This is a genomic window from Pseudomonas sp. NBRC 111131 (assembly GCF_001320525.1).
Taxonomy (GTDB): Bacteria; Pseudomonadota; Gammaproteobacteria; order Pseudomonadales; family Pseudomonadaceae; genus Aquipseudomonas; species Aquipseudomonas ceruminis.
In genome coordinates this window covers 49,524-73,195 of record NZ_BCBH01000009.1, presented here as the reverse complement: position 1 = coordinate 73,195, position 23,672 = coordinate 49,524, and the positions used below count along the sequence as shown (strand labels likewise).

At 58.7% G+C, this 23,672-nt stretch carries 16 protein-coding genes; 11 read left to right on the top strand and 5 right to left on the bottom strand.

All coding sequences use genetic code 11. The annotated features are described in order from the left end of the window. From APH34_RS11020 to APH34_RS11000, 6 genes are all read left to right on the top strand, one after another. Nucleotides 1–2,949, top strand: a complete 2,949-nt coding sequence (locus tag APH34_RS11020) for a hypothetical protein (RefSeq protein ID WP_054901190.1) — start codon at nucleotides 1–3, stop codon at nucleotides 2,947–2,949. A 54-nt stretch (nucleotides 2,950–3,003) separates the two neighbouring features. Then, nucleotides 3,004–6,840 carry an RHS repeat domain-containing protein gene (locus tag APH34_RS11015; protein ID WP_054901189.1) on the top strand — a complete coding sequence of 1,279 codons (3,837 nt, stop codon included), beginning with the start codon at nucleotides 3,004–3,006 and terminating at the stop codon, nucleotides 6,838–6,840. A gap of 248 nt (nucleotides 6,841–7,088) precedes the next feature. Beyond that, nucleotides 7,089–9,083: a hypothetical protein gene (locus tag APH34_RS11010; protein WP_054901188.1), complete on the top strand. Its 1,995-nt coding sequence runs from the start codon at nucleotides 7,089–7,091 to the stop codon at nucleotides 9,081–9,083. Nucleotides 9,084–9,230: 147 nt separating this feature from the next. Beyond that, nucleotides 9,231–11,411, top strand: a complete 2,181-nt coding sequence (locus tag APH34_RS11005; RefSeq protein WP_256215606.1) for an autotransporter outer membrane beta-barrel domain-containing protein — start codon at nucleotides 9,231–9,233, stop codon at nucleotides 11,409–11,411. A gap of 65 nt (nucleotides 11,412–11,476) precedes the next feature. Beyond that, entirely contained in the window at nucleotides 11,477–11,941 is a 465-nt protein-coding gene (locus tag APH34_RS29895; RefSeq protein WP_256215602.1) for a hypothetical protein, read from the top strand. Further along, nucleotides 11,938–12,951, top strand: a complete 1,014-nt coding sequence (locus APH34_RS11000) for a hypothetical protein (RefSeq protein WP_256215601.1) — start codon at nucleotides 11,938–11,940, stop codon at nucleotides 12,949–12,951. The genes APH34_RS29895 and APH34_RS11000 overlap by 4 nt, the downstream gene beginning before the upstream one ends. Before the next feature lie 7 nt (nucleotides 12,952–12,958). Here APH34_RS11000 and APH34_RS10995 read toward each other — a convergent pair whose 3' ends face one another. The 3 genes from APH34_RS10995 to APH34_RS10985 form a co-directional block, all read right to left on the bottom strand. Then, entirely contained in the window at nucleotides 12,959–13,699 is a 741-nt protein-coding gene (locus tag APH34_RS10995) for a molecular chaperone (protein WP_082422775.1), read from the bottom strand. A 70-nt stretch (nucleotides 13,700–13,769) separates the two neighbouring features. After that, nucleotides 13,770–14,309 (bottom strand): fimbrial protein, encoded by a 540-nt coding sequence (locus APH34_RS10990; RefSeq protein ID WP_054901186.1) that lies wholly within the window; start codon nucleotides 14,307–14,309, stop codon nucleotides 13,770–13,772. A 166-nt stretch (nucleotides 14,310–14,475) separates the two neighbouring features. Next, nucleotides 14,476–14,886, bottom strand: a complete 411-nt coding sequence (locus APH34_RS10985; RefSeq protein ID WP_054901185.1) for a PA2817 family protein — start codon at nucleotides 14,884–14,886, stop codon at nucleotides 14,476–14,478. Nucleotides 14,887–15,124: 238 nt separating this feature from the next. Between APH34_RS10985 and APH34_RS10980 the strand changes: the two genes are divergently transcribed. Then, nucleotides 15,125–15,559, top strand: coding sequence for a hypothetical protein (locus APH34_RS10980; protein ID WP_054901184.1), 435 nt, complete (start codon nucleotides 15,125–15,127; stop codon nucleotides 15,557–15,559). A gap of 118 nt (nucleotides 15,560–15,677) precedes the next feature. Here APH34_RS10980 and APH34_RS10975 read toward each other — a convergent pair whose 3' ends face one another. After that, on the bottom strand, nucleotides 15,678–18,125 hold the full coding sequence (locus tag APH34_RS10975) for an acyl-CoA dehydrogenase (protein WP_054901183.1): 2,448 nt from the start codon (nucleotides 18,123–18,125) through the stop codon (nucleotides 15,678–15,680). Between the two features lie 190 nt (nucleotides 18,126–18,315). Here APH34_RS10975 and APH34_RS10970 point away from each other — a divergent pair, with 190 nt between their 5' ends. From APH34_RS10970 to APH34_RS10960, 3 genes are all read left to right on the top strand, one after another. Then, complete coding sequence (locus APH34_RS10970; RefSeq protein WP_054901182.1) at nucleotides 18,316–18,939, top strand: glutathione S-transferase; 624 nt, start codon at nucleotides 18,316–18,318, stop codon at nucleotides 18,937–18,939. Nucleotides 18,940–19,071: 132 nt separating this feature from the next. Beyond that, a complete protein-coding gene (locus tag APH34_RS10965) occupies nucleotides 19,072–20,004 on the top strand; it encodes an ABC transporter ATP-binding protein (RefSeq protein ID WP_054901181.1) in 933 nt (310 codons plus the stop codon). Further along, nucleotides 20,001–20,780 (top strand): ABC transporter permease, encoded by a 780-nt coding sequence (locus tag APH34_RS10960; RefSeq protein ID WP_054901180.1) that lies wholly within the window; start codon nucleotides 20,001–20,003, stop codon nucleotides 20,778–20,780. The genes APH34_RS10965 and APH34_RS10960 overlap by 4 nt, the downstream gene beginning before the upstream one ends. On the opposite strand, the gene APH34_RS28625 is transcribed toward APH34_RS10960, so the two are convergent. Beyond that, on the bottom strand, nucleotides 20,664–21,290 hold the full coding sequence (locus APH34_RS28625; RefSeq protein ID WP_156358077.1) for a DUF2062 domain-containing protein: 627 nt from the start codon (nucleotides 21,288–21,290) through the stop codon (nucleotides 20,664–20,666). The genes APH34_RS10960 and APH34_RS28625 overlap by 117 nt on opposite strands. A gap of 142 nt (nucleotides 21,291–21,432) precedes the next feature. Here APH34_RS28625 and APH34_RS10955 point away from each other — a divergent pair, with 142 nt between their 5' ends. Then, nucleotides 21,433–23,661 (top strand): DNA internalization-related competence protein ComEC/Rec2, encoded by a 2,229-nt coding sequence (locus APH34_RS10955; RefSeq protein ID WP_054901179.1) that lies wholly within the window; start codon nucleotides 21,433–21,435, stop codon nucleotides 23,659–23,661. Nucleotides 23,662–23,672: the final 11 nt, after the last annotated feature.

The following is a 23,672-nucleotide window of genomic DNA, read 5'->3' as shown; positions in this document are numbered from 1 at the left end:
ATGACTGCCCATACCAAAGAAGCATTGCTCGAAGAGCTGGCAAAAGGCGACAGCATGCGGGGCTGGGGCGCGGTACTGGCGCTAGGCCGTGATGCTGTCAATCATGCGTTGCAGACTCATTTCGTCGAGCAATTCGATCAGCGGGGTGGCTTGCCGATCATCGAGGGTGAGTATTTTATCGACCCCGTCGCCCGCACTGAAAAGGTGGCCTTCGAAAACCTCACCCTGGGCCCGCCGCAGTTGTCTTTCAAAGGCGCCTCAGGTGCTTCGACCCAGGTGCGGGTGAGTATGGAGTTGCTCACCGGGCATTGTGTTTCGTCGACGATCATGTCGGCCCACGTCGAGCAATTCAGAAGAAGCCATGTACTGGAAATGGGCATGGGTTATCAGTTCGAAGTGTATGGGCACCTGAAAGTGCAGCCACACCCGTACCTGGACAAGTACCAGGTCGTGCTCGACATTACCGGTGCCAGCGAAGCCACCTGCACGTTAGGCGGCACTAGCATCGCTGCGCAGAAGATGGGGGCGTTCATCCTCGAGCAGTTACAGTACGAGTGGGTTATCAACAGCCCACTGCCGGTGCTGGAATTCGACATTTTCGGGCATAGCGGCTTGTCCACCACGCGCATCGATGTGGCTGCGCAGCAAGCACCCGCCGGGGCGGGCGGTGGTACAAGCCCGGACGACGATGGGGCGCTGATGGTGCTCATGCAACTGGTTGACGGTGTCGAAGCTACCCGACCGAGCGGCTCCTGGCCTTATTTGTTGCCGCGCAAGAGTGGTACCGCCAACTACAGCAGTGCCCTATTGATCAGCCGGGAGCGGGCGCCGCTTGCCGAGAAACGCGCAGCTGTTGCACTGGAGCAACTGGTGTTGCCCGATGCAAACGTAGTCAGGCTGGAGGAGGAGGAGCATAACCCCCACGACATGATCGTTTTCGGCGATGTCCAGGCCACTGCCTTTTCCCGTCAGCCGCAACCGCGCATTGGCAAAGTGGCTGCAGGCAACCGCGCCCAGTTCACGGTCGCGAATCATTCGGTGGCTGCCTGGACAGCCCTGGATGTGCAAAACCCACGCAATTCTGGTGAGATCGAAGCTGGCACTTACACGGCGCCCGCTGCGAGCATGTTCCCGCTTCGGCAACGTCTGATGAACATCAAGGCCCAATTCGCCAATGTGCAGGAGGGGGCAAGCAAGTCGGCGTTGGTGGTCGCTTCTTCGGACGATTTGGTCATTTCGCCGCGGGTGGTCATTTGGGCCACGGGCGACGCCCCCGTCCGGCTGACCGCATCGCAGGGTGGAAGGCTGGAGTGGGAAACTGATGGCGACACGTTCGGCAGCATCGTGCGAGACCCAGCGGACGACAACGAAACGCCGCATGCCATTTTCACCCCGGATGCGCCCCCGAACCATCCACCCATTCGCCTTCAGCGTATCAAGGTAACCAACTGGGAGGAAGAGAGTGGCTACGCGACAGTGGTCATCCTAGCCATGCGCGCGCCGCGGCGGATGCAACCCTTCTACGTGCCGAACATGCGCGCTTCTGACTCGCAAACGTTCACCCTCACCGAGTCGCTCCCCGGTCAGGCCTCGGATGAGACATGGGGTGACCGCCCTGCGGTGCTGAGCACAGTGTGGGAGCTGTACGGCAAAGGCGAGTTTGTCGATGGGACGTACACCGCGCCGGAGTCGGACCCGGGTGAAGTCAGTGTGGTGGCGGGTGTTTATGACGGCCAGGCTGGCATTGCTGTTATCGAGCATGATGTTCATGCGAGCCTGTCAAATTCGATCGGCTCCCAACGCTGGAAGGCCCTGAATCACTTCAAGTTGTTCCTTAATGACACGTCGCGAAAAAAAGCCTGGGCGAATGGCAGGCAACAGGTAGCGGTCGATATCCACATCGAGACCCAACCATTTAATGATTCTGAAGGCGTCCCTATTTATGATCCGGTAAGCGATGCGGAGCTGGCAACGTTGCAGCTTACCCATCGGGATGGCACACCGATCCAGTGGTTACCTGCTGACACTGAAGTAATCCCACCGGGTGGAGGAAGCTGGGCCGCCAGTAAGTTTCGCAATCGCTTTGATTACCTACCCGCTGGCGAAGGATTGGTTTCGCCAAACGAGGCGCAAGAGGCGCAGGCGAGAAAGGACCAGTCAAAGGCGGTGGGGGTAAAGGGGAACGAGGAGGCGTTGCGCATTGTAACCGTTTACCTTCAGACCACAGAAAGCGAGATACGCTGGATTCGGGCCAAGTTTCAGAACCATGAAAACAAGACGTTCTACTCTTACGCACAAAACACCACTGATGGTGAGGTAGAACTGGGTGGGCTGGTACCCAAAAAACTGGATGTCGCAGACCTGGACCCTTTTACGGGAAAACGCGTGGCTCAACAAGCTGGGTTCGACATCGTCGATAGCAATGGACGCCTTGTCGACGGTCACAACTATTGGCAATACACCACGCATTATTGGGCATTGCGTGCCAGGGGGCAGCGCAGTTTTGTCGATGTACGCTTCGATCATGTTTCAGTCCTTAAATACGAAAGTGAATTACTCGATGAAACGTTCGCCAGCTATGTCGGCGTTGCCTATGTGCCGCGGGTACTGCCGGGGCGCACCGCTGATCGACGCATTGAATATCAGGCTCAAATGGAGTTGTTGGCGTTGCAGCAAGCGGGCACACCCTTGAATCGAGAATTTGCAACGGGTGAGCATTTCTCTGCAGGCACATTACTGGTGTCGCTCGAACGCGTTTCGGACATGAGGTTCTGGTATGACCAGCAGGATATCAGGTGGCGTGAGGCGCTGAGCAAACCGTTGTATTTTACGCTGATCGATAACTACGGAACGCAAAGTGCGCTCTATATCAACTGGGGCCAGCAGTTGGACGATGGGTCGATAGACTCGACTGACGCCCGAAACTTTCTGCACTGGAAGTTCCAATGAGCGCGGCTGCCCCCTAAGGGGGGCGGTACTCTTCTTGAGTTAAGGAACAACAGAATGACTACGAATTCGCTGGTGCATTCCAATGCATTTAATTTCATGAGCTTCGTGCAAGGTGGCGTCGATCCACGGACGGGGCAATACAATGTGTCGCTCGAGTTGCCTACATTGGTGGCCAATCACTTGAACGGCCCCAACTTGCCCTTGCGCATTGGTTTCAACCCGATGAACCCCGAGAACTCAGGCTTTGGTGCTGGCTGGCGCTTGAACCTGAGCGAGTACGACCCGCAAAGCAACATGCTCAGCCTGCACAGCGGTGAGCGTTTCAAGGTGTTCGACAACGGCCCGGGTGAACAGCCGGTGATACCGGAGCGCAAGATCGACAGCTTTCACTTCGAGAATATTTCTGCTGGCACTACTACCCTTTATCGTGTGGCACACAAGTCGGAAATGATCGAAGTGCTTGGGTTGCACGATATCACCGAGACGGGCAAGCCGCCCGGGCAAGTGGCATTACCGATACGGGTGTTGGCACCGACCGGGCATGGTATTACTTTGGCATACCGCCAGGTGGATGTACCCTCTCCAATGCCAGGTATATCACGCAAGCGTGTGCCTTGCCTGGCATTGGTAGAAGATGACAGCAAGCGAAAACTGCTGCAAATCGATTATTCGAACCTCAGCCAGATCCTGATTACGCTCAATCCAGGCACGGTGGCCGAAGCTGTCTATACGCTGGAGTGCGACGACAGTGAACTGGTCAAGGTTATTTTGCCGACCGCGGACAAGGGGCGTTGGAAGTTCGAATACAAGACGATCGGCACGGTACGTTGCATTGAACGTTTGTGGACACCGGTCAACGGTTTTGAAGAAGTCTTCTACAAGGAGGCTGGGCATAACCTGCCAGGCGTCAGCCGGACACTGCCTCATGTAGAACGTCACTTGGTCACCCCAGGGGCCAACCAGCCGCAAGTGCGTACCGACTACATGTTCAGCTCGAACAATTTCCTGGGCAACAACACCGGTATCTCCTGGGAAGATAACGGGGAGGACAACCTTTACAAAGCCACAGGTGCGGACTATCTCTACGACGCTACAGCCACGCATTACCAGGGTGACAAACCGGCGTACACGGTCAAGACCTCATTCAACCGCTTCCACTTGATGGTCGAGCAGGTCACCACGCAGAACGATTGTATCGAAACCCAGACCCTCGGGTACCCGGAAATTGCCAATCGGCAGTTCAAGGATCAGCCCAATAACTTCCAGCTGGTTGAGACTACTACCACCTCTTGGCGCAAGGGTTTGGGCAGCCATTCACGCGAGGAGGTGGAAATTACCTATTACGACCAGCATGGCAACCTGGTGGAAAAAAGAGAAGCCAACGGCAAGCGGACAGTAATGTCGTACTACCCAGCTGCCGACGACCCGGAAAAGTTCGAGCGTATGCTCAAGACCGAGGAGGTTATTCCGGGGGCTGGGGAAGCTGGCGCCGAAACGTTACGCAACGAGTATCGCTACCAGTTGGTTGCATCGCGGGATAAAGACGGGTATGCACGCGGCGCGTCATTGCGTTGCCATGAGCAGCAGCTGCGAGTGCGTGATGAGACGCAGTTGTCGGCGTTGGATACCTTCTACCACGACGAGCCCCTCAATTTGCTGGAGCATGGTCGTCCCCGTGAGCAAAAGCTTACGCTCAATGGCAAGGTAACCCTCACTGAATACGCATACAGTGAGATCTCGGTAGAAGGCCACCCAGCAGTCCAGACTGAGGAAACCCTGACTGGCTTCGACCACGGCTCACCTTTGCCGGCCCGTGAGTTGAAGTATGCCAAGGGGAACAAGGAGGAATTGGCGCGACACGCCCAGAAGGTCAGCACCTTGCAGCATTCGATACTGATTGGCGAACCGTTGCTCAATTATGACGACAATAAAGTGCAGATTGCCTACGTGTATGACGAACTGCGCCGTGTAACACGCGAAACGGTCGACCCTAACGGCGACTACGAGGCGTCACGCAACTACAGCTATTACCTGTCGTCCGATGGCCAACAGGCATGGCAGAAGCAGGTTGATGTGAAAGGGGTGCAAACGTGGAGCTACGTTGACGGGCTAAACCGTGCTGTACGGGTGACGCGCCAGGACCCGGACTTTGGCCCCACCGCAACAGCCAGGGAACAAGAACGGTTAACGTACAGTGCTAGCTATGACGCCCTTGGCAACTTGGTGAAAGAGGTCGAATACGACTGGTTGGAGCTGAAGAATCTGCCGCTGACGACCCTGTATCAGTATGACGACTGGCGTCAGCGCAGCAGTGAAATGGGGCCGGACAAAGTGCGTGTCTGCACGCAGACCGACCCGGTAGGGCTACCTGACCGCCTTGGGCCCGTACGCAAGGAGTGGCGTGAATCCATCAAGCGCAAGCTGCTCACCGGCACTACCGTTACCCGGCTGAACCTGTTCGAGCTACCCGTGGATGTCGAGCGCCTGGACAGCAAAGGTGCCCGTGTGAGTTTGCACCAGTACTTCTACGATGGCCTAGGGCGCACCGTGCGGGAAGTGGATGCACGGGGATATGAAACGGCCACAACTTACGATGAATTTGACAGGCAAGTGGACCAGACGCTGCCAGATGGTTCGGTGGTACACCGCGACTATGCGTTGCACAGCAAGGACGATTTGCCAACCTTGATCAAGGTGCTCGACCGCACCGACGGCGTGGATCACGTGCTGGGCACGCAGACCTTCGATGGTTTGGACCGCATGATCGAGTCGGTTACTGGCGGGCGCGTGCGCACCCTGCTGTATGGCATCGGGCAGCGTCAGCCAGAGGCGGTGATCACGCCAGCAGAAAACCGCATCGACTATGAATACGTTCCGCAATTGGGCGAGGAGCCATTAAGCCGCAGGACGCTCGGCCAAGCAGCGGACTATGTATACGACGAACATAACGGCCGCCTGTTGCACTGTACCGAAAACGACGAGACGCTCGAACGTGAGTATTTCAGTACCGGTGAACTGAAAGTTGAAAAGCGCCAAAACAGTGACGGTACAGACGCGTATGAGATGGTGTATGTGCACAGCCTGAAAGGCCGTATGCTGAGTTATACCGATGTGCTGGGCAAGACACAGATTTATGAATACAACCCGTTTGGGCAGTTGCAGCAGACCACGCTGGAGAACATCACCAGTACCTTCGGTTATGATGCGCTGGGCAGAACCGCCAGCATCCTGACTGAAACCGAGGACCCGGACGGGAGCGTGCGCAGCCTGGAAACCACACTGTTCTATGACGAGTTCGATCGTGAAGTTCGTCGTCGCTTCGATTTCGGCGACGCGGTGCAAACGTTGGTGCAAACGTATAACGAAGTGGATGGCATTGACAGTAAAACGTTGACAGAGGGTGAGGAAGATGGAAGGCGGCTGCGCCATGAAACCTTCGAATACGATAACCGGGCCAGGTTGTCGAAATACACCTGCGAAGGCGAGAGCGAGTATGTGCCTGTCGACCCTTACGGTAACAAGATAGAAACTCAGCTATTCCGCTTCGATGGACGCGACAATATCACCCGGGTCAGGACTTCTTTCGAAAGTGGCACGCTCGATGTCACTTATCAGTTCACCGATGAAAGGGATCCGGTGCAATTGAAGGGTATTGAAATGAAATGGGCAAAGCTAGTTGAAAACCAGGGTGTAGAGCAAGAGACTCCTTACAAGCAGGAGTTTATCGAACTGTGCTATGACCCTGACGGTAACCTGATTCAGGATGAGGAGAAGCGTGAGCTGGCCTATGACCCACTAGGGCGCCTGGCGCGGGTGCATGTGCCTGCGCAAGGCATTACTGCCAACTATCGGTATGACGCGGTGGACCGCTTGGCGTCGCAGGATGCCTGATTCGGTCAGTGAGTTATTTGATCGTTGCTAGTATGCCAGGGCCTGCACATGCGCAGGCCTTTTTTGTGGTGCGCCAGGCATGGCGCGTTGCGTGCAAGCGCAACCAGCTTGGCTGTGGTTTTGTGTGGGTTCGACATTTATTGTCAACTGATAAAAATGCCAGTTTCGTGGTTGGTCAGTAAGTGCTTAACTTTGGACTGGGTGAATGCTGCCCTTAACAATTGATATTGGCCATGGCAGGTTAAAACATGAACAAACAAGGCAGAACCTATACAGAAGCTGAAAAAACGCGCCAGAAAGTGAGGCGTGATCGGGCAACAAAGCGGGATGCCGATTCGCTTGAAAAACCGGGCATAGATTCGAGCCTGTTGGCAGACCCCGATGGTACGGTGTTCAGCGCGGTGTTGACTGAGCCTTCCAAGTCTCTTGATATCACCATTCAAGCCTGGCCGTTGCTGGGTTCCACCCCACCTAACTTCTTTGATACTCTTGAAATTTACCACACGGATGAGAGGGGTGCGCCAACATTACTGTCAAGTGATCAGTACACCGGGACGGATGTCGGATTGTTTCCATTGACGGTTACTATAACTAAAGAGCATATTGAGAGTTGGCTGGATGGTTCGCAGTATTTCAGTTATAAGGTGCTTCGTTACAATGGTACAGAGACAGAGTCTGACATATTGAGTTTGATATTCGACCGCGTGCCGCCCTATGGCTATGCTGTGCCTGCGGCCATGCCTACGCTGGGTTATGATGTTACCGATGGGAATATTGATAAGGTTATTGTCACCTTGCCGGAGTACGACACTCATGCTGCAGGCGACAGGGTCTATGTCTATTGGTTAAACCATGTACCTGATGATCCTGGCTCGGTTGTGCCCGTTGTTACGGATACGGTCGATAACCTACCGAAGCAATTGACGGTGCCTCAAACCGCCATTGAGGACGTCGGGGATGGCGGTGTCTATGTGCTTTATGTGCTGGTGGACAAAGCCGGTAACATCAGCAGGCTATCAATGCCTTTGGCTGTGGGCGTGGCGATAGGCCCCCTGCCTGCCGGGCTCCAGGACCCTGTGGTGCCATTGGCGAATGATGGCCTGATTGATCAGGAAGACGCTTGGACGGGGGTAGTGGTGCAAGTTCCATCGTTCAGCAACTGGAAGCCTACGGATTGGGTGCAAGTTACCTGGGGTACCCTGGCATTGGGCTGGCGGGAGGTGGGTAGTGCGCCAAAATTTCCACTTGAATTTACCCTGTCGGGCGAGCAGTTGTGGGATCAATATGGTGCAACGAGTACGGGTGACAAAGAAACCAATGTCAGTTATGCAGTGCGCCGCGGTACGGTTCCTCAGGGCAGTATGGAAATTGAAGTAGACGTCAATCTGGAAGTCGTCGGGCCTGTAGACCCCGGAACTGATCCTGAATGGCCGGACCCGGTTAACCCGAGGCTGGCCAAGGCTGAAGTTTATGGTGAATCAGCTAATAAAAATAAGCTGTTGCCGGTTGATGAAGGGAAAGATGCTACTGTCAAGGTAGTAGTCGATGCAACCTTGAAAGAAGGAGATGTGATCAGCTTCTATTGGGAAGGTATGCATATACAAGAGGCTGATCATGTGGTCGTGGCGGCGGAAATTGGCCACGAAATAGAAGAAGATATTCCTTGGAGCTATATCGAGGCTCGGAATAACGGAAGTATTCCGCTGCATTATGTAGTCGAACGCCCAAGCGTCCCCAATCGCGCCAAGTCGACCGCAACTATTGTCGAAGTTGAAGCAGTCATCTTGCGTCCAGATGCGCCTGAGTACCTGGGGGGGAATACAAGCGCTCCTGTTGGGTGGTTAACCTGCAACGCCTTGTATGATGATGAATACCCCAGCCCGCTGGACCCGGCAATCCGGGTTGTGGTGAAAGACCTGCGTCGTTACGGTTTGAAGGCGGGGGAAACAGTAACCTTCCACTGGTATGCCGTACATGGTTTTGCGGGCGAAGACATCATTGCGGAGACGGTATTCGACGACCCGGTCGTGCTGGAGGAAACCGATCTAGATGAACTGGTATGGCGTGTGCAGCCCTACACAGACTATATTCTTCCAATTTACAACTATAACGCCACGCTGCATGAGGGGCGTGGGCGTGTGACTTACAGTTTTGAGCTGGACGGCTCTACCATCACCTCAGAACAAGTGGAGCAAATAGTATCCATGCACAACGCTGCGGGTAGCTGCCCGCTCCGGCCCTGACGGTAGTTTAAAAGAGCCCGGGCAGTTTTGTGGCCGTTGAGATCTTCATGTTTTATTTGAGGGCTTTTCCTACAGAATTGCAGGAAATTCCTCGATAACCTTGTCGGCTATCACTTGATATTCGGCATGAGAGAGGTCATGAAGTCTATGAGAAATACCTTGCTAAGTCCAATGGCTCAAGCAGTGCGCTTGGCGCCGTTATTACTGCTGGCCAGCCCTTTTGCCGTGGCATTGACTGTCGTCGATGGTACGCGTGATATCGACAATACTACCTTGCTTGACAGCTACCGTCTGAACGCCAACGCCAGGCTCAATGCCGCGGGGGCGTCGATGCGTGAAGTGAATGTCGGTGCAGGTGCACAGCTGAACATGCAAGCAAGTACGATCGAAGCAGTTAGGGCTGATGGCATCGCGCTGGTCTCAGGCGCATCGGCCAGTGTGGCAGGCAATTCGCGAGTGGTCAGTGATCGGTTTGGCTTGCGCTTGCAGCGCAGTGACACTGCCGGTTCTTCGGCGCTGGTTTCAGACAGCTATGTCGAGGGGGGCACTGCAGGCGCGCTGGTGTCTGCTGCATCGAGTTTGTCGCTGCAACGCAGCTCCTTGGTGGGCAGTGGAACAGCAGCGGCAGCGCAGTTGTTCGGCAATGCCAAACTGAGCGCGCAAGACAGTTCGATCGTGGGGGCCAGCGACGGTTTGCGTGTGCTTGCCGATGCTGCCTTCACGGGGCCTGCAAAGGTGACTTTGGCAGGGGCGACAGTCGAAGGCCAGGACGGCTCGGCAATTGTGGTGGGCAATGTCTTGATCGGTCCGGCCAAAGCGGAAATCATCGTTGCCGATGGTTCCAGCCTGGTCGCAAGCAATGGCATCTTGCTGGATGTGGTAGGCGGTTCCGAAGCCACCATGACTGTAGACAACAGCCATCTGATGGGGGATGTACGGGTCGAAGCGGGTTCTACGGCCTCGCTGACGCTGGACAACCAGGCCAGCCTGTCCGGTAGGCTGCAGAACGTGGCCGGGTTGACGTTGAACAACCAGGCCCGCTGGAACATGGTGGAGGACAGCCAGGTGGGCAGCCTGGCGCTCAATGGCGGCGTGGTCAACTTTGGGGAGCCGGGGCAGTATCAGCGGCTCACGCTTGGCACGCTGGCTGGTAACGGTACCTTTGTCATGGATGCCGATTTCAGTACTGGCGCTTCTGACTTCCTGGAAGTGGGTAACGCCACCGGCAGTCATAGCCTGCTTGTGAGCAGCAGTGGCGCGGACCCACTGACTGAAAACCAGATACACCTGGTGCATGCGGCGGCAGGTGATGCCAGCTTCTCTTTAGCCAACGGCGCGGTTGATCTGGGGGCGTTCTCGTATGACCTGGTCCAGCAAGGTGGCGATTGGTACCTTGATGGCTCGCGCAAGATTATCAGCCCGGGCACCGCTTCGGCGTTGGCGCTGTTCAACACCGCCCCCACCGTGTGGTATGGCGAGTTGACCACGTTGCGTAGCCGCATGGGCGAGTTACGCCTGGATGACCGTAAATCCGGCGCTTGGGTTAGGGCCTACGGTAACAAATATAACGTATCGGACAGTGCCGGAAGCCCTTATAACCAGGTTCAGCGCGGCTTCTCGATCGGTGCCGATGCGCCGTTGCCGGTGGGTGATGGCCAGTGGCTGGTCGGGGTGATGGCGGGCCATAGTTCATCAGATCTGGACCTGATTCGCGGGAGTTCTGCCGAGGTCAAAAGTTACTACCTCGGGCTTTATGCTACCTGGCTGGATGCTCAAACCGGCTATTACTTCGATGGTGTAGTAAAGGCTAACCGCTTCGATAACAGTGCCAAGGTCGAGCTAAGTGACGGCAAGCGCAGCAACGGTGACTTCAACAACCTGGGCGTTGGTGCATCTGCAGAGTTCGGACGCAACATCGGCCTGGGCCAAGGTTATTTCATTGAGCCCTACACCCAGTGGTCTGTGGTTTCGATCCAGGGCAAGGACTATCACCTGGACAACGGCCTGCAAGCGCGCGGTGACGATACGCGATCAGTGCTGGGCAAGGCGGGGGCAACCTTGGGGCGTACTTTGCAACTTGGTAATGGGCAGCAAGTACAGCCCTATGTACGGCTTGCCTATGCCCATGAGTTCATTCGCAGTAATGAAGTGAAGGTCAATGACCATCGGTTTGACAACGACCTGTCGGGCTCTCGGGCCGAAATGGGCATGGGTGTGGCCATCAGTTTGAATGAGCGCATGCAGTTGCATGCCGACTTCGATTACTCCAATGGCGAGAAGATCGAGCAGCCTTGGGGGGCGAATGTGGGGCTTCACTACAGCTGGTAGGTTACAAACAAAAGGAAGGCTCAAGCCTTCCTTTTTTGTGGGTGGCACAAAGTGAGGATGCTGTGATGCGCTTTATTCGAAACTGGCTACGTGCGCGTTGGCCTGGCTTGTTTGGGACTAATCAACTTGGGCCACCGACGGCACCGATGGCGCTCCCGGATATACCAGATGGCGAGCCAGGCCTGTTGCCACTTTCGATTCTGGATAAGCCCGTCAGGATTGAGGTGCCGATGTGGCCAATCTCCCACCCATCCCCAGACACCCCCGAAGTGCTACGGTTGTACTGGAATCGCATGCAGGTTGATGAAAAACGCTGGGAAGCTGCCATCCCTGAAGATGAGCTGTTTGTTGAGGCCCCGGTTTCTGTTCTGCAGCATGGCCCTGTAGAGGTTTCCTACGAGGTGCAGGGTTACAATGGCGTTATTACACCCTCCCTGTCGTTGACGTTGACAATAGACAAAATGCCGCCGGTATTGGGGGGGATGAGGGGCTTTTGCTTTTTGATGAAGAGGTCAGGCGCGGGGGTGTGACGGCGCGCTACCTGGAGCAGCATGAAAACATCTTGCTCGCCGAGTTGCCGCCTTACCAAAAGCCCAGCGCTGGCGATGTGATCAATTATTACTGGGACGACCAGCCATTTGCCAACGATTGGATGGGTGAATTCACCGTGGAGGAGCTTGACCAGCCGATTTACCTGCCAATTGATGGTGATGCAATCAAAGACCGCGGCGATGGCGCGCGCTATGTTCATTACCAGATTCGCGACCGGGCGGGTAATCTCAGTGCGCGCTCCAGGCCGGCTGTGCTGGAGGTTGACGCCGAACCCATTCCCAGAAACCTGCCGTGGCTTAGCGTACCCCAGGCCAGTGGTAGCGGGGGGGAGTTGTCGTTGAAGTTGGATGATTATGAAGCCCCCTTGGTGGTGATCGTGCCGGCAGATGCAGTTATCTACCCGGACGAGGTGATCACCGTGCAGTGGGGGGCGCCGGGTGATTATGGTTACTACACCACGTCCGAGCCGGAGGTGGGGACGGATGATCGGTTTGTGATTCCAGAGCGTAGTGTGTTGGCATACAGCAAGCGCACGTTGGAAGTAGGGTATGTAGTGAGTGATGGACAAGAACATTTCCCCGGCACTCCATGTAACCTGAAAGTGACCGAGTTCAAGGAGGGATTACCCCAGGTAGCGCTGGAGGGGGCCGATTCAAATGGATTCAGCCTGGGCCGGGCGCCGGAGCGGGTGCCTGTCAGCCTGGGTGTGTGGCAGGGCATTGCCGTGGGGCAGCGGGTCAATATCACGGTAACGGGCGTGCTACCGGGCGGGGCGGATGCGCCCCCTTATAATGTCCTGACCGCCCATTCGGTCACTGATGCGCAAGTGAGGCGGGGCATTGGCGCGAACAAGGATGTGACCCTCTCCAAAGCCTACCTTGCAACGCTTTGGCGTGGCCAGACGTTCACCTTCCATGTCGAGGTCAGTTTTGACGACGGTACGACGTGGATCAAATTTCCCCTCTACAGCCCTAAGCTCCTCCCGTGAGCGACCTTCACGGGCGTTCCACCGGTCGGGACAGCTCGGGCGTGAGGCCGCCGTAGTCATTGATGGTTGTGAAGTCGACCTTCAGGCCGTCCTGCACAGTCGAGGTTTTGAGGGGGTAGGTTTGCCTGCCCATGGGAGTGGCCATTTTCCTGCCGTCTATTTTCTCGCTGCCCTTGGCGCTGCGCAGGGTCAGCTGGTTGAAGGTGAAGTAGTAAGGCGAGGGGTTGTCCACCACGAGGTGCGGCTTGCCTTCGAGTGTTTGCACTGACCAGGCCAGGTCCTGCAGGTGGTCCTGTGGGCGGCCTTTGAGCTGGGTTGGACGGTAGAAGACCTTGATGCGGGTGCGCAGGGCGATGGTCAGGGTATTGTCCGGTTTGTCGTCCGCCTGCGGGATTTCCTGCAGGTTGAAGTAGAACAGCGATTCACGGTCCTGGGGCAGGTTGTTGGGCAGGCGGTTGAGCTGTACCGTCTGTTCGCCGGCCGGATCGATGCGAAATAGCGCAGGTGAGGCGATCAAGGGTACTGCGGTGGTGTTGTCGTCTGCCTCTGTATTGATCCAGGCCTGGGCCGCGTAGGCGCGCTGGCTGGGGTTGCCGACCACGATGCTGGTACTTTGCCGGTCGCTGGGCTGGATCACTCGGGTCGAGCTGATGGTGAGGGCGGCGTGGGCACTGGCTTGGATGAGCAAGGTAAGGCAGGTGCCAATTGCCAGGGCAAGCCTGGATGCAATGGAGTTGGGGCGGGGCATGGGCATATCTCTTTGCTACTTTTTGCAGGGGCTCCAGGCGCGTCCGCAGAAGCGCCTGGAGCGCAACGTATTACTTGATATCTACCAAGAAAGTCACTTCCGATGCCGCGTCGCCTGCAGTTACGGTCGCTGCGGTGGACTGGTACATGGCGTAGAACAGCATGTCGGTCGGTTTTGTGTCGTCGAGCGCGTAGCCGGCCGATTCCTGGTCCGGGGCAAGGTTGCTCAGGCTCTTGTCCTGGATGGCCAGTGCCAGCCCGCGAGCGCCGCCTGGACGCAGTGAGTAAAGGTTGGCGCCTTCAGGGCCATAGAGGGCCGAGAAGGTGACATAGCCTTCTTCACCAGGGTTGATGGTGCACGTGCCACCTGGGGTGATGCGCAGAGCGAACGGAATGTGCCGGGTCTGCTTGCCTACGCTGTCGAAGTAGCTTGGGTGATAGCTACCGATCACAATGCGAGGCAGGATGCCGCCGCCAGTGCCCGGTTCGACCACTTCGATAGGGCAGGTACCGCCTGGGGTGATGGTGCCGTGGAAGTTGATATTGCCGGTGTTTGCAAATGCTGCTGTGCTCGCCAGGCCCATAGCGAGGGCGATAAGTGTGTGCTTCATTGTTTATATCCTGGAAGTGGGTAGCATTCGAACATGCGGGTGGATGTTCGGCTGGCAGGATATTCAGGGCGGGGCTTTAAGGGCTGTAGGTCAATACCACAAAAGCCATGGGAACAATGGACGAAGTAGCCGGGGCGGCGCAGCGGACCGCGCCGGTCGGTCGAGCTCAGTGTTGCGTGTTACCGCGCGCTTGGCCCAGCAACTGCTTCTGCTGGTTCCAGTCAAAGGCTTCGCCGTTCTGTTCGGCCTCGTAACGGCGTTCTTCCAGCTGTTGGTACAGCTCCAGCTCTTGGTCAGGCATGAAATGGAGGCAGTCGCCGCCGAAGAACCACAACAGGTCCCGTGGTACCAAGTGGGCAATTTGCGGGTAGCGCTGGATCACCTGGCAGATCAGATCCTGGCCCAGGTATTGGCTTTGCAGCGGGTCTTGCGGCAGCAGCGTCAGCAGCTCGTCGAAGCGTTCGAGAAACAGGGTGTGGCTTTCCTCCGGTACCTGTTCGGCTTCACCCAGGGCCACCAGGATGGTCCGCAGGTGATGCAGCAGTTGCAGGTGGTACTCCAGGTGGGGATTGACCATGGGGTGATCCTTGAGGGTAATTGAAACGGGGCCGAAGTATACGCCGGTTGTGGACCTATTGTGGAAGGTCCGCCGGGTCAGTCCACTTGTTTGTCCATGATGCGTCCCTACCTATCAGTTCTGCCAGGTGCGTGACTGCCTCCGGTGATTTAGATTCAAGCCTGAACCAACGATGCGGCCTTTCAGTAGGTGGCGGCGGTGTCGAAGGCCATACAATCTTCTGAGCGAGGTTAGCACCATGGTAAGTGACAACACCCCAAAGCAGAGCGGTTCTATTATCTTCTGGAGGGGCGATAACAGTAGCACCGGGCTCAATTTGCCGGCAGAAGGAAGTGGCGAAAGCGTTAAAAAGACAGTTGTCGCCAACCACAGCGTAATTGAGATGAGCGACATCCCCTCTGCCTCGACCATCATCTTGAACTACAGAACTGCCCCGAACGACCCTACTGTGCGATCATCCATCACACTGCGTACCACCCACAAACCAGCCTCGCTCGACCGTACCGAATACAGCTATCTGTTGAATACGTATGCCGTTGGTGATTTCGTCAGTAGCGGCTTGGGGTTGATGGTGATTGCGAAAAAGGATGGACCTCCCTCTCAGGCTGATGTCAACGCAGACCATCAGATAGATTGTTACGTTACACTTTCCAGCTCGCCGCCCAGCGCCTGAACTGGTCTCGTCCAAGCGTGTGATACTTGGCGATTGCAAGGTGCGGGCGCGGCCGGGGACGAGACATAACGCTGCGTCTTGGCCAAGCGCCGCCCTTGCACCTGAATGGCTTAATCGCTCAGCGCACCTTGCCCTCTACCGGTAGCAATTGCTCTTTGTCGAACGCGTCCACATCGATCACTACACGGCAGGCTTGCTCCGCTTCACGCAGCCGTTGCGCATCGCCCGGTTGTACTAGGCCACTTTCGACTGCCGCATCGATTATCGATTGGCCGGTGACGGTTTGCACCTTTCCCTCCTTGACGGCCTGATGCAGCACCTTGCGCACCGGCACCACCTCATCACACAAATCGCAGGCCCGCTGCAGTGCCGCCACAGGGTCACCCGCAGCCTGCGGTCGGAAGCAGCCGGCCAGCAACTCTTCCAGCGCAGGGTCGCCTTTGCTGCGTCCGATCAGTGCCGCCACTTCGGCATCCAATTCATCGCTCGGCCCTGCATGACGCCGACCGAACGGGAATACCAGCACGCGCAGCGCGCAGCCGACAAACCGGTTAGGAAAGTTGTCGAGCAGCCGATCCAGGGCTTTTTCCGCCTGGCCCAGGCATTCTTCCATGGCCCAGCGCAGCAATGGCTGCATGTGGTCCGGCGAGCCCAGGTCGTGATAACGCTTGAGTGCCGCCGATGACAGATACAGATAACTCAATACATCACCCAGGCGTGCACTCAGGCGTTCTCGGCGTTTGAGTGCACCGCCAAGCAGCATCATCGAAAGGTCCGCGAGTAGGGCAAAGGCAGCAGCCTGCCGGTTGAGGCTGCGCAAGTAGCCCTGGCTCAGTGCATCACCCGGCACGCTTTCCAGGCGGCCGAGCCCCAGGTTGAACACCAGTGTGCTGGCCGCGTTGCCGGCGGCGAACATGATGTGTTTCATCAGCAGTTCGTCGAACTCTTTCAGCGCCTGATCGTAGTCCTCACGCCCGGCCAACGCCATTTCCTTCAGCACGAAAGGGTGGCAGCGGATTGCGCCTTGGCCAAAAATCATCAAGTTGCGCGAAAGGATATTGGCACCTTCGACCGTGATGAAGATCGGCGCCCCTTGCCAGTTACGGCCCAGGTAGTTGTTCGGGCCCATGATGATGCCCTTGCCGCCGTGCACGTCCATGGCGTGCTGGATGCACTCGCGGCCCCGCTCAGTCAGGTGGTACTTGAGGATCGCCGACAGCACCGAGGGTTTCTCGCCCAGGTCTACGGCCTTGGCGGTCAGCAGGCGGGCACTGTCCATCAGCCAGGCGTTGCCGCCGATGCGCGCCAGCGACTCTTGAATACCCTCGAACGCTGCCAATGGAACGTTGAATTGCTCGCGAATGTTCGCGTACTGGCCGGTCACCAGGCTGGTGTACTTGGCGGCGCCCGTGCCGACTGCCGGCAGGGAAATGGAGCGCCCCACCGACAGGCAGTTCATCAGCATCATCCAGCCCTTGCCGAGCATGGCCTGGCCGCCGATCAGCATGTCCAGCGGCACGAACACGTCCTTGCCGCTGTTGGGGCCATTCATGAATGCTGCACCTAGCGGCAGATGGCGTTTGCCGATCTCCACACCGGGTATATCGGTGGGGATCAGGGCCAGGCTGATGCCCAGTTCCTCCTCGTCGCCCAGCAGATGGTCAGGGTCGTAGGCCTTGAAGGCCAGGCCCAGCAAGGTCGCCACAGGGCCCAGGGTGATGTAGCGCTTTTCCCAGTTCAGGCGCAGGCCCAGCACCTCTTCACCGTTCCACTGGCCCTTGCAGATGATACCGGTGTCGGGCATGGCGCCAGCGTCGGAGCCGGCCAGGGGGCCGGTGAGCGCGAAGCAGGGGATCTCCTCGCCGCGGGCCAGGCGCGGCAGGTAGTGGTTGCGTTGTTCGTCGGTGCCGTAATGCAGCAGCAGTTCGGCCGGGCCCAGCGAGTTGGGTACCATCACCGTGGACGCCAGGTCGCCGCTGCGGGTGGCCAGTTTCATCGCCACCTGGGAGTGGGCGTAGGCAGAAAAGCCTTTGCCGCCGTACTCCTTGGGAATGATCAGGGCGAAGAAGCCGTTCTGCTTGATGTGCTGCCAGGCTTGGGGCGGCAGGTCCAGGTCCTGGCCGATCTGCCAGTCGCTGACCATGGCGCACAGTTCTTCCGTGGGCCCATCGATGAACGCCTGCTCTTCTTCGGTCAGCTTCGGCGCCGGGTAGGCCAGCAGGGTGCGCCAGTCTGGGCGGCCGCTGAACAGTTCACCGTCCCACCAGACCGTGCCGGCATCGATGGCTTCGCGCTCGGTTTGCGACATGGGTGGCAGGGTGCGCTGGAACCAGCGGAACACCGGAGCGGTAAACACTTTGCGCCGCCACTCCGGCAGTGCCACCAGGGCGATCTTCAGGGCCAGCACCACCCAGATCAGGGCCAGTAGCCAGCCAGGGGCACTGCTGAAAATGCCCATTAGCAGCACATAGGCCGCCATGATGCCGAGAATCTGCAAGGGCGCCAGGCGCCGGTGCGTGAGGTACGCCGCGCCGATCACCAGCACTACCAACCACAACAGCAACATAATCGGTCCTCCTTGGAACCAGGGGCTTGGGCCGTCCCAGACAGCTTAGACGCAATGATGTGAACGGCAGGGTCAGAACAGTGACAGGGTGTGGCGGTGGGAGTTTCACTTCATTGCTTGCCTGTGCCGGTACAGGCGGCGAAAGTCTGGAGTAGACTGTGCCACCTTTGCATCTCATAAGGACGTTGCCATGTTGAAGATCTGGGGCCGCAAGAATTCGAGCAATGTGCGCAAGGCGCTGTGGATCGCCCAGGAGCTGGGCCTGGACTTCGAATCCATCGACGCCGGGGGGGCCTTCGGCGTGGTCAACGAGCCGCATTACCGCGCCCTCAACCCCAACGGCCTGGTGCCCATGCTCGAGGATGGCGACCTGGTGCTGTGGGAGTCCAACACCATCGTCCGCTACCTGTGTGCCGAATATGGCGCCGAGCAGGGCTGGTACCTGGACGACCCTCGCCAGCGCGCCTTGGCCGACAAGTGGATGGATTGGGCCACTTCATCCTTCGCCACGCCGTTCCGCCCGCTGTTCTGGGGCCTGCTGCGCACGCCTGAAGACCAGCGGGATTGGGTGGCAATCAATGCTGCGCAAAAGCAGTGCGCCCAATTGCTGTCGATCGCCGATCAAACCCTGGCGCATCAGCCGTACCTTTCAGGTGAACAGATCGGCATGGGCGACATCCCACTGGGCAGCTTCGTCTATGCCTGGTTCGAAATGCCCATCGAGCGTCCGGCCATGCCTCATCTGCAAGCCTGGTACGAGCGCCTCAAGCAGCGCCCGGCCTATCAGGCAGCGGTCATGACGGCACTGACCTGAACCTGCTTCGATAGTCACTATCAATACATGTAACTGTACTTGTGCGGCCGGGCCTTGCACCATGGCCGCACTCACTGCGCCAGTGATTTGCCCTGGCGTGTCCTGACCTTTCCACTCGGTACGTGACCCGCTATGAGTTCTGCCCTGTCCATCCGACAGTTGACCAAAACCTACGGTAACGGCTTCCAGGCCCTCAAAGGGATCGACCTGGATGTCGCCGAAGGTGACTTCTTCGCCTTGCTCGGCCCCAACGGCGCCGGCAAATCCACCACCATCGGCATCCTCTCGACCCTGGTCAACAAGACCAGTGGCACGGTGAACGTGTTCGGCCACGACCTCGACCGCGAGCCCTCCGCGCTCAAGCGTTGCCTGGGTGTGGTGCCGCAGGAGTTCAACTTCAACCAGTTCGAGAAGACCTTCGATATCGTTGTCACCCAGGCCGGCTATTACGGTATCCCGCCAAAACTGGCTAAAGAGCGCGCTGAACAGTACCTGACCCAGCTGGGGTTGTGGGACAAGCGCGATGTCCAGTCGCGTTCGTTGTCCGGCGGCATGAAGCGTCGGCTTATGATCGCTCGGGCGTTGATCCACGAGCCACGCCTGCTGATCCTCGATGAACCGACTGCGGGGGTGGACATCGAGCTGCGCCGGTCGATGTGGAGCTTCCTCACTGAGCTGAACCAGAAGGGCATCACTATCATCCTGACCACCCACTACCTGGAAGAAGCCGAACAACTGTGCCGTAACATCGGCATCATCGACCATGGCACCATCGTCGAGAACACCAGCATGCGCAAACTGCTGGGCAAGCTGCATGTCGAAACCTTCGTCCTCGACCTCAAGCAGGATCTGGCCCAGGCGCCGGCACTGCAAGGCTACCCGTGCCGGCTGTTGACCCCCCACACCCTTGAAGTGCAGGTGGACAAAGACATCGGCATCACTGCGTTGTTCGGCCAACTGGCCCTGCAGAACATCGAAGTACAGAGCCTGCGCAACAAGACCAACCGACTCGAGGAGCTGTTTGTGTCACTGGTGGAAAAGAACCTGTCGAAGGTGGCCGTATGAGTGTGGAACTGCGCACCAACTGGGTCGCCCTGAATACCATCGTCTACCGCGAAGTGCGGCGCTTCCTGCGTATCTGGCCGCAAACCTTGCTGCCCCCGGCCATTACCATGGTGCTGTACTTCGTCATCTTCGGTAACCTGATCGGGCGGCAGATTGGCGACATGGGTGGCTTCACCTACATGGAGTACATCGTGCCCGGGCTGATCATGATGTCAGTGATCACCAACTCGTACGGCAACGTGGTGTCGAGTTTCTTCGGCAGCAAGTTCCAGCGTTCGATCGAAGAACTGATGGTGTCGCCGGTGTCGCCCCACACGATCCTGGTCGGCTATGTGCTGGGCGGCGTGTTGCGCGGTTTGGCGGTCGGGGTGATCGTGACCATCCTGTCGATGTTCTTCACCCACCTGCAGGTGCATCACCTGGGCGTGACCGTGATCGTGGTGTTGCTGACGGCCACCATCTTTTCCCTGCTGGGCTTCGTCAACGCAGTGTTTGCGCGCAACTTTGACGATATCTCGATCATCCCGACCTTCGTGCTGACGCCGCTGACCTACCTGGGCGGGGTGTTTTATTCGATCAACCTGCTGCCACCGTTCTGGCAGGCCGTCTCGTTGGCCAACCCGGTGCTGCATATGGTCAACTCGTTCCGCTACGGCATCCTAGGGGTGTCGGATATCAGTATTGGAACGGCGATTACCTTCATGCTGGTCGCCACGGCGGTGCTGTACCTGCTGTGTGTTCGCCTGCTGGTCAGCGGCCGCGGCATGCGCGCCTGAGGCTTTTTGCTTGCGCCGGCGCCACTGCCGGCCGATCCACCAGCGCCAGTAGAGCAAGGTGGTGAAGTACGCGGCGATGCCCAATACCACCCCGCATACCACCGAGCCAAGCAAGAACGGCTGCCAGAGGGTTGCCAGTTGGTCGGTGATCCACTCGAAGGTCAGGTCGTCGGGCAGGCTGCGCGGTGGCGTGCCCAGCAACCAGGCGCCGGTCATGTAGGTGACGAAGAATACCGGTGGCATGGTCAGCGGGTTAGTCAACCATACCAGGCTGACGGCAATCGGCAGGTTGCCACGCACGGGGATCGCCAGCGCTGCGGCCAGCAGCATCTGCATAGGGATGGGGATCAGCGCCGCGAACAGGCCGACGCCCATGGCCCGGGCCACCGAGTGGCGGTTGAGGTGCCAGAGGTTCGGGTCGTGCAGCAGCTTGCCGAAAAAGCGCAGGGACTTGTGATCCCTGATGCTGGATGGATCCGGCATGTACCGTTTGAAAAGTCGGCGCGGCATGTAGGCTCCCGGAGCGTTGATCGAGGCAGTATGCCTTGATTCCCTCTCGGCCTCGTTCAGAGTTTGTGACAATTGTTGAGCGAGCCAGGGCGGCAATTCGTCTATGCCTGAATAGGCAATTTCGCTTCTGGAGCTCTACCTCATGCGCACAGGGATGTCTGCGCTGGCGCTCGGGCTGCTGTGCCTGGGCTTTCTCCCCGCATTGCCATCGCCCGGGTGGCTGTTGCTGCTGGTGGTTGGCGGATTGGTGTGCCTTGGCACGCGGCTGTGGCCGCTGGGCTGCTTTGTGTTGGGGGTGTGCTGGGCCTGCTGGTCGGCGCAGCAGGCCCTGGATGACCGCCTGGCGCCCAGCCTGGATGGCCGAACGGTGTGGCTGGAGGGCAGGGTGGTCGGGTTGCCGACACGCACCGGGCAAGGGGTGCGCTTTGAGCTGGCGCACCCCCAGTCGCGCCGTGCCGAGTTGCCGCAGCGCCTGCAGTTGAACTGGTTCGACGGCCCGCCCGTGCGCGCTGGCGAGCGCTGGCGCCTGGCGGTCACCTTGCAGCGTCCGGCCGGCTTGCTCAACCCCCATGGGCCGGACCGGGAGGCACACCTGCTGGCCCGTCGCATCGGTGCTACCGGCACGGTCAAGGCAGGCCAGGCGCTGCATACCGTTGCGCCGGGGTGGCGGGACGCGTTGCGCGCGCGGCTGTTGGCCGTCGATGCCAACGGCCGCGAAGCCGCGCTGGTGGCTTTGGTGCTCGGCGATGGCGCGGGTTTGGCCCGCATTGACTGGCAAGTGCTACAAGCCACCGGCACGGTGCACCTGCTGGTGATCTCGGGCCAGCACATCGGCCTTGTGGCCGGCTTGTTGTATGCCTTGGTCGCTGGCCTGGCGCGCGTGGGGCTGTGGCCTCCCCGGTGGCCGTGGCTGCCCTGGGCCTGTGGCTTGGCGCTGGCGGCTGCGCTGGGTTATGCCTGGCTGGCCGGGGGCGGGGTGCCGGTGCAGCGCGCTTGCCTGATGCTGGCGGTGGTACTGGCCTGGCGTCTGCGGTTTCGCCACGTCGGGGCACTGTTCCCATTCCTGCTGGCACTCGTTGGGGTGTTGGTGGCCGAGCCCCTGGCGCCGCTGCTGCCGGGCTTCTGGCTGTCGTTCGCGGCGGTGGCAGTGCTTGTCTACTGCTTCAGGGCGCGCCTTGGCGGCTGGCGGCCTTGGCACGCGTGGACCCGTGCCCAGTGGGTAATTGCCATCGGCTTGCTGCCAGTCCTGCTGGCCACTGGGCTGCCGGTCAGCCTGACCGCGCCAGCGGCCAATCTGTTGGCTGTGCCGTGGATCAGCCTGGCAGTCTTGCCACTGGCGTTGCTCGGTACCCTGTTGTTGCCTGTGGCGGGTGTAGGCGAAGGCCTGTTGTGGCTGGCCGGTGGCTTACTGGAGCTGTTGTTTCAGTTGCTGACGCAGGTGGCAGGCTGGCGCCCCGCGTGGGTGCCGCCAGCATTGCCAGGCTGGGCCTGGTGCCTGGTGTGCCTTGGCGCGCTGCTGGTGTTGCTGCCTTCTGGTGTGCCGCTGCGTAGCCTGGGCGGGGTCATGCTGCTCGCGCTGTGGGTGCCCAGGGAGCCTGTGCCGCACGGTCAGGTGGAGACTTGGCAACTGGATGTAGGGCAGGGCCTGGCGCTGTTGTTGCGTACGCGAAACCATAGTCTGCTCTACGACGCCGGGCCAGCGCGGGGCGATAACGACCTGGGAGCGCGGGTGGTACTGCCGACCTTGCAGAAATTGGGCGTGGGGCACTTGGACCTGATGTTGATCAGCCATGCCCATGCCGACCATGCGGGCGGTGCGGCCGCGGTTTATCGAGGGTTGCCGGTGGCTCGGGTCGTGAGCGGTGAGGCACAGGCGTTGCCGACGGCGCTGGCAGCCCAACCTTGCATCACCGGTGAAGCCTGGGAGTGGGATGGCGTGCGCTTTTCTCTGTGGCACTGGCCAGAAGGGCAAAGCAGCAACGATCGTTCTTGCGCGCTGCTGGTGGAGGCGCAGGGCGAGCGCTTGCTGCTGGCCGGTGACATGGAGGCCGGTGCCGAACAAGCCTGGCTGGGGGCCACTGAAGCGACTGCCATCGACTGGCTGCAAGCCCCCCATCATGGCAGTCGAAGCTCATCAACCGAGGCGTTCATCCGTGCCACGGCGCCGCGCGGGGTGTTGATCTCGCGGGGGCGCAACAATGGTTTCGGTCATCCGCATGCGCAAGTGATCGAGCGATACCGCAGGCATGGGCTGGTGATTCATGATACGGCAGTGGAAGGGGCGCTGCGTTTGGTGCTGGGTAGCCAAGGTGAGGTGCAAGGTGTGCGTCAGCAACCGCGTTTCTGGCGGGAAGCTGGGGGTGGCGGATAGGGCGCTGTCGC

Coding starts and splice junctions, on each gene's coding strand:
- APH34_RS28625 (WP_156358077.1), bottom strand. CDS start 21,290: ATGCCGCGCCGACTTTTCAAACGGTACATGCCGGATCCATCCAGCATC.
- APH34_RS10980 (WP_054901184.1), top strand. CDS start 15,125: ATGGTAAGTGACAACACCCCAAAGCAGAGCGGTTCTATTATCTTCTGG.
- APH34_RS11015 (WP_054901189.1), top strand. CDS start 3,004: ATGACTACGAATTCGCTGGTGCATTCCAATGCATTTAATTTCATGAGC.
- APH34_RS10990 (WP_054901186.1), bottom strand. CDS start 14,309: ATGAAGCACACACTTATCGCCCTCGCTATGGGCCTGGCGAGCACAGCA.
- APH34_RS11020 (WP_054901190.1), top strand. CDS start 1: ATGACTGCCCATACCAAAGAAGCATTGCTCGAAGAGCTGGCAAAAGGC.
- APH34_RS10955 (WP_054901179.1), top strand. CDS start 21,433: ATGCGCACAGGGATGTCTGCGCTGGCGCTCGGGCTGCTGTGCCTGGGC.
- APH34_RS11010 (WP_054901188.1), top strand. CDS start 7,089: ATGAACAAACAAGGCAGAACCTATACAGAAGCTGAAAAAACGCGCCAG.
- APH34_RS11005 (WP_256215606.1), top strand. CDS start 9,231: ATGAGAAATACCTTGCTAAGTCCAATGGCTCAAGCAGTGCGCTTGGCG.
- APH34_RS10995 (WP_082422775.1), bottom strand. CDS start 13,699: ATGCCCCGCCCCAACTCCATTGCATCCAGGCTTGCCCTGGCAATTGGC.
- APH34_RS10970 (WP_054901182.1), top strand. CDS start 18,316: ATGTTGAAGATCTGGGGCCGCAAGAATTCGAGCAATGTGCGCAAGGCG.
- APH34_RS10985 (WP_054901185.1), bottom strand. CDS start 14,886: ATGGTCAATCCCCACCTGGAGTACCACCTGCAACTGCTGCATCACCTG.
- APH34_RS29895 (WP_256215602.1), top strand. CDS start 11,477: ATGCGCTTTATTCGAAACTGGCTACGTGCGCGTTGGCCTGGCTTGTTT.
- APH34_RS10960 (WP_054901180.1), top strand. CDS start 20,001: ATGAGTGTGGAACTGCGCACCAACTGGGTCGCCCTGAATACCATCGTC.
- APH34_RS10965 (WP_054901181.1), top strand. CDS start 19,072: ATGAGTTCTGCCCTGTCCATCCGACAGTTGACCAAAACCTACGGTAAC.
- APH34_RS10975 (WP_054901183.1), bottom strand. CDS start 18,125: ATGTTGCTGTTGTGGTTGGTAGTGCTGGTGATCGGCGCGGCGTACCTC.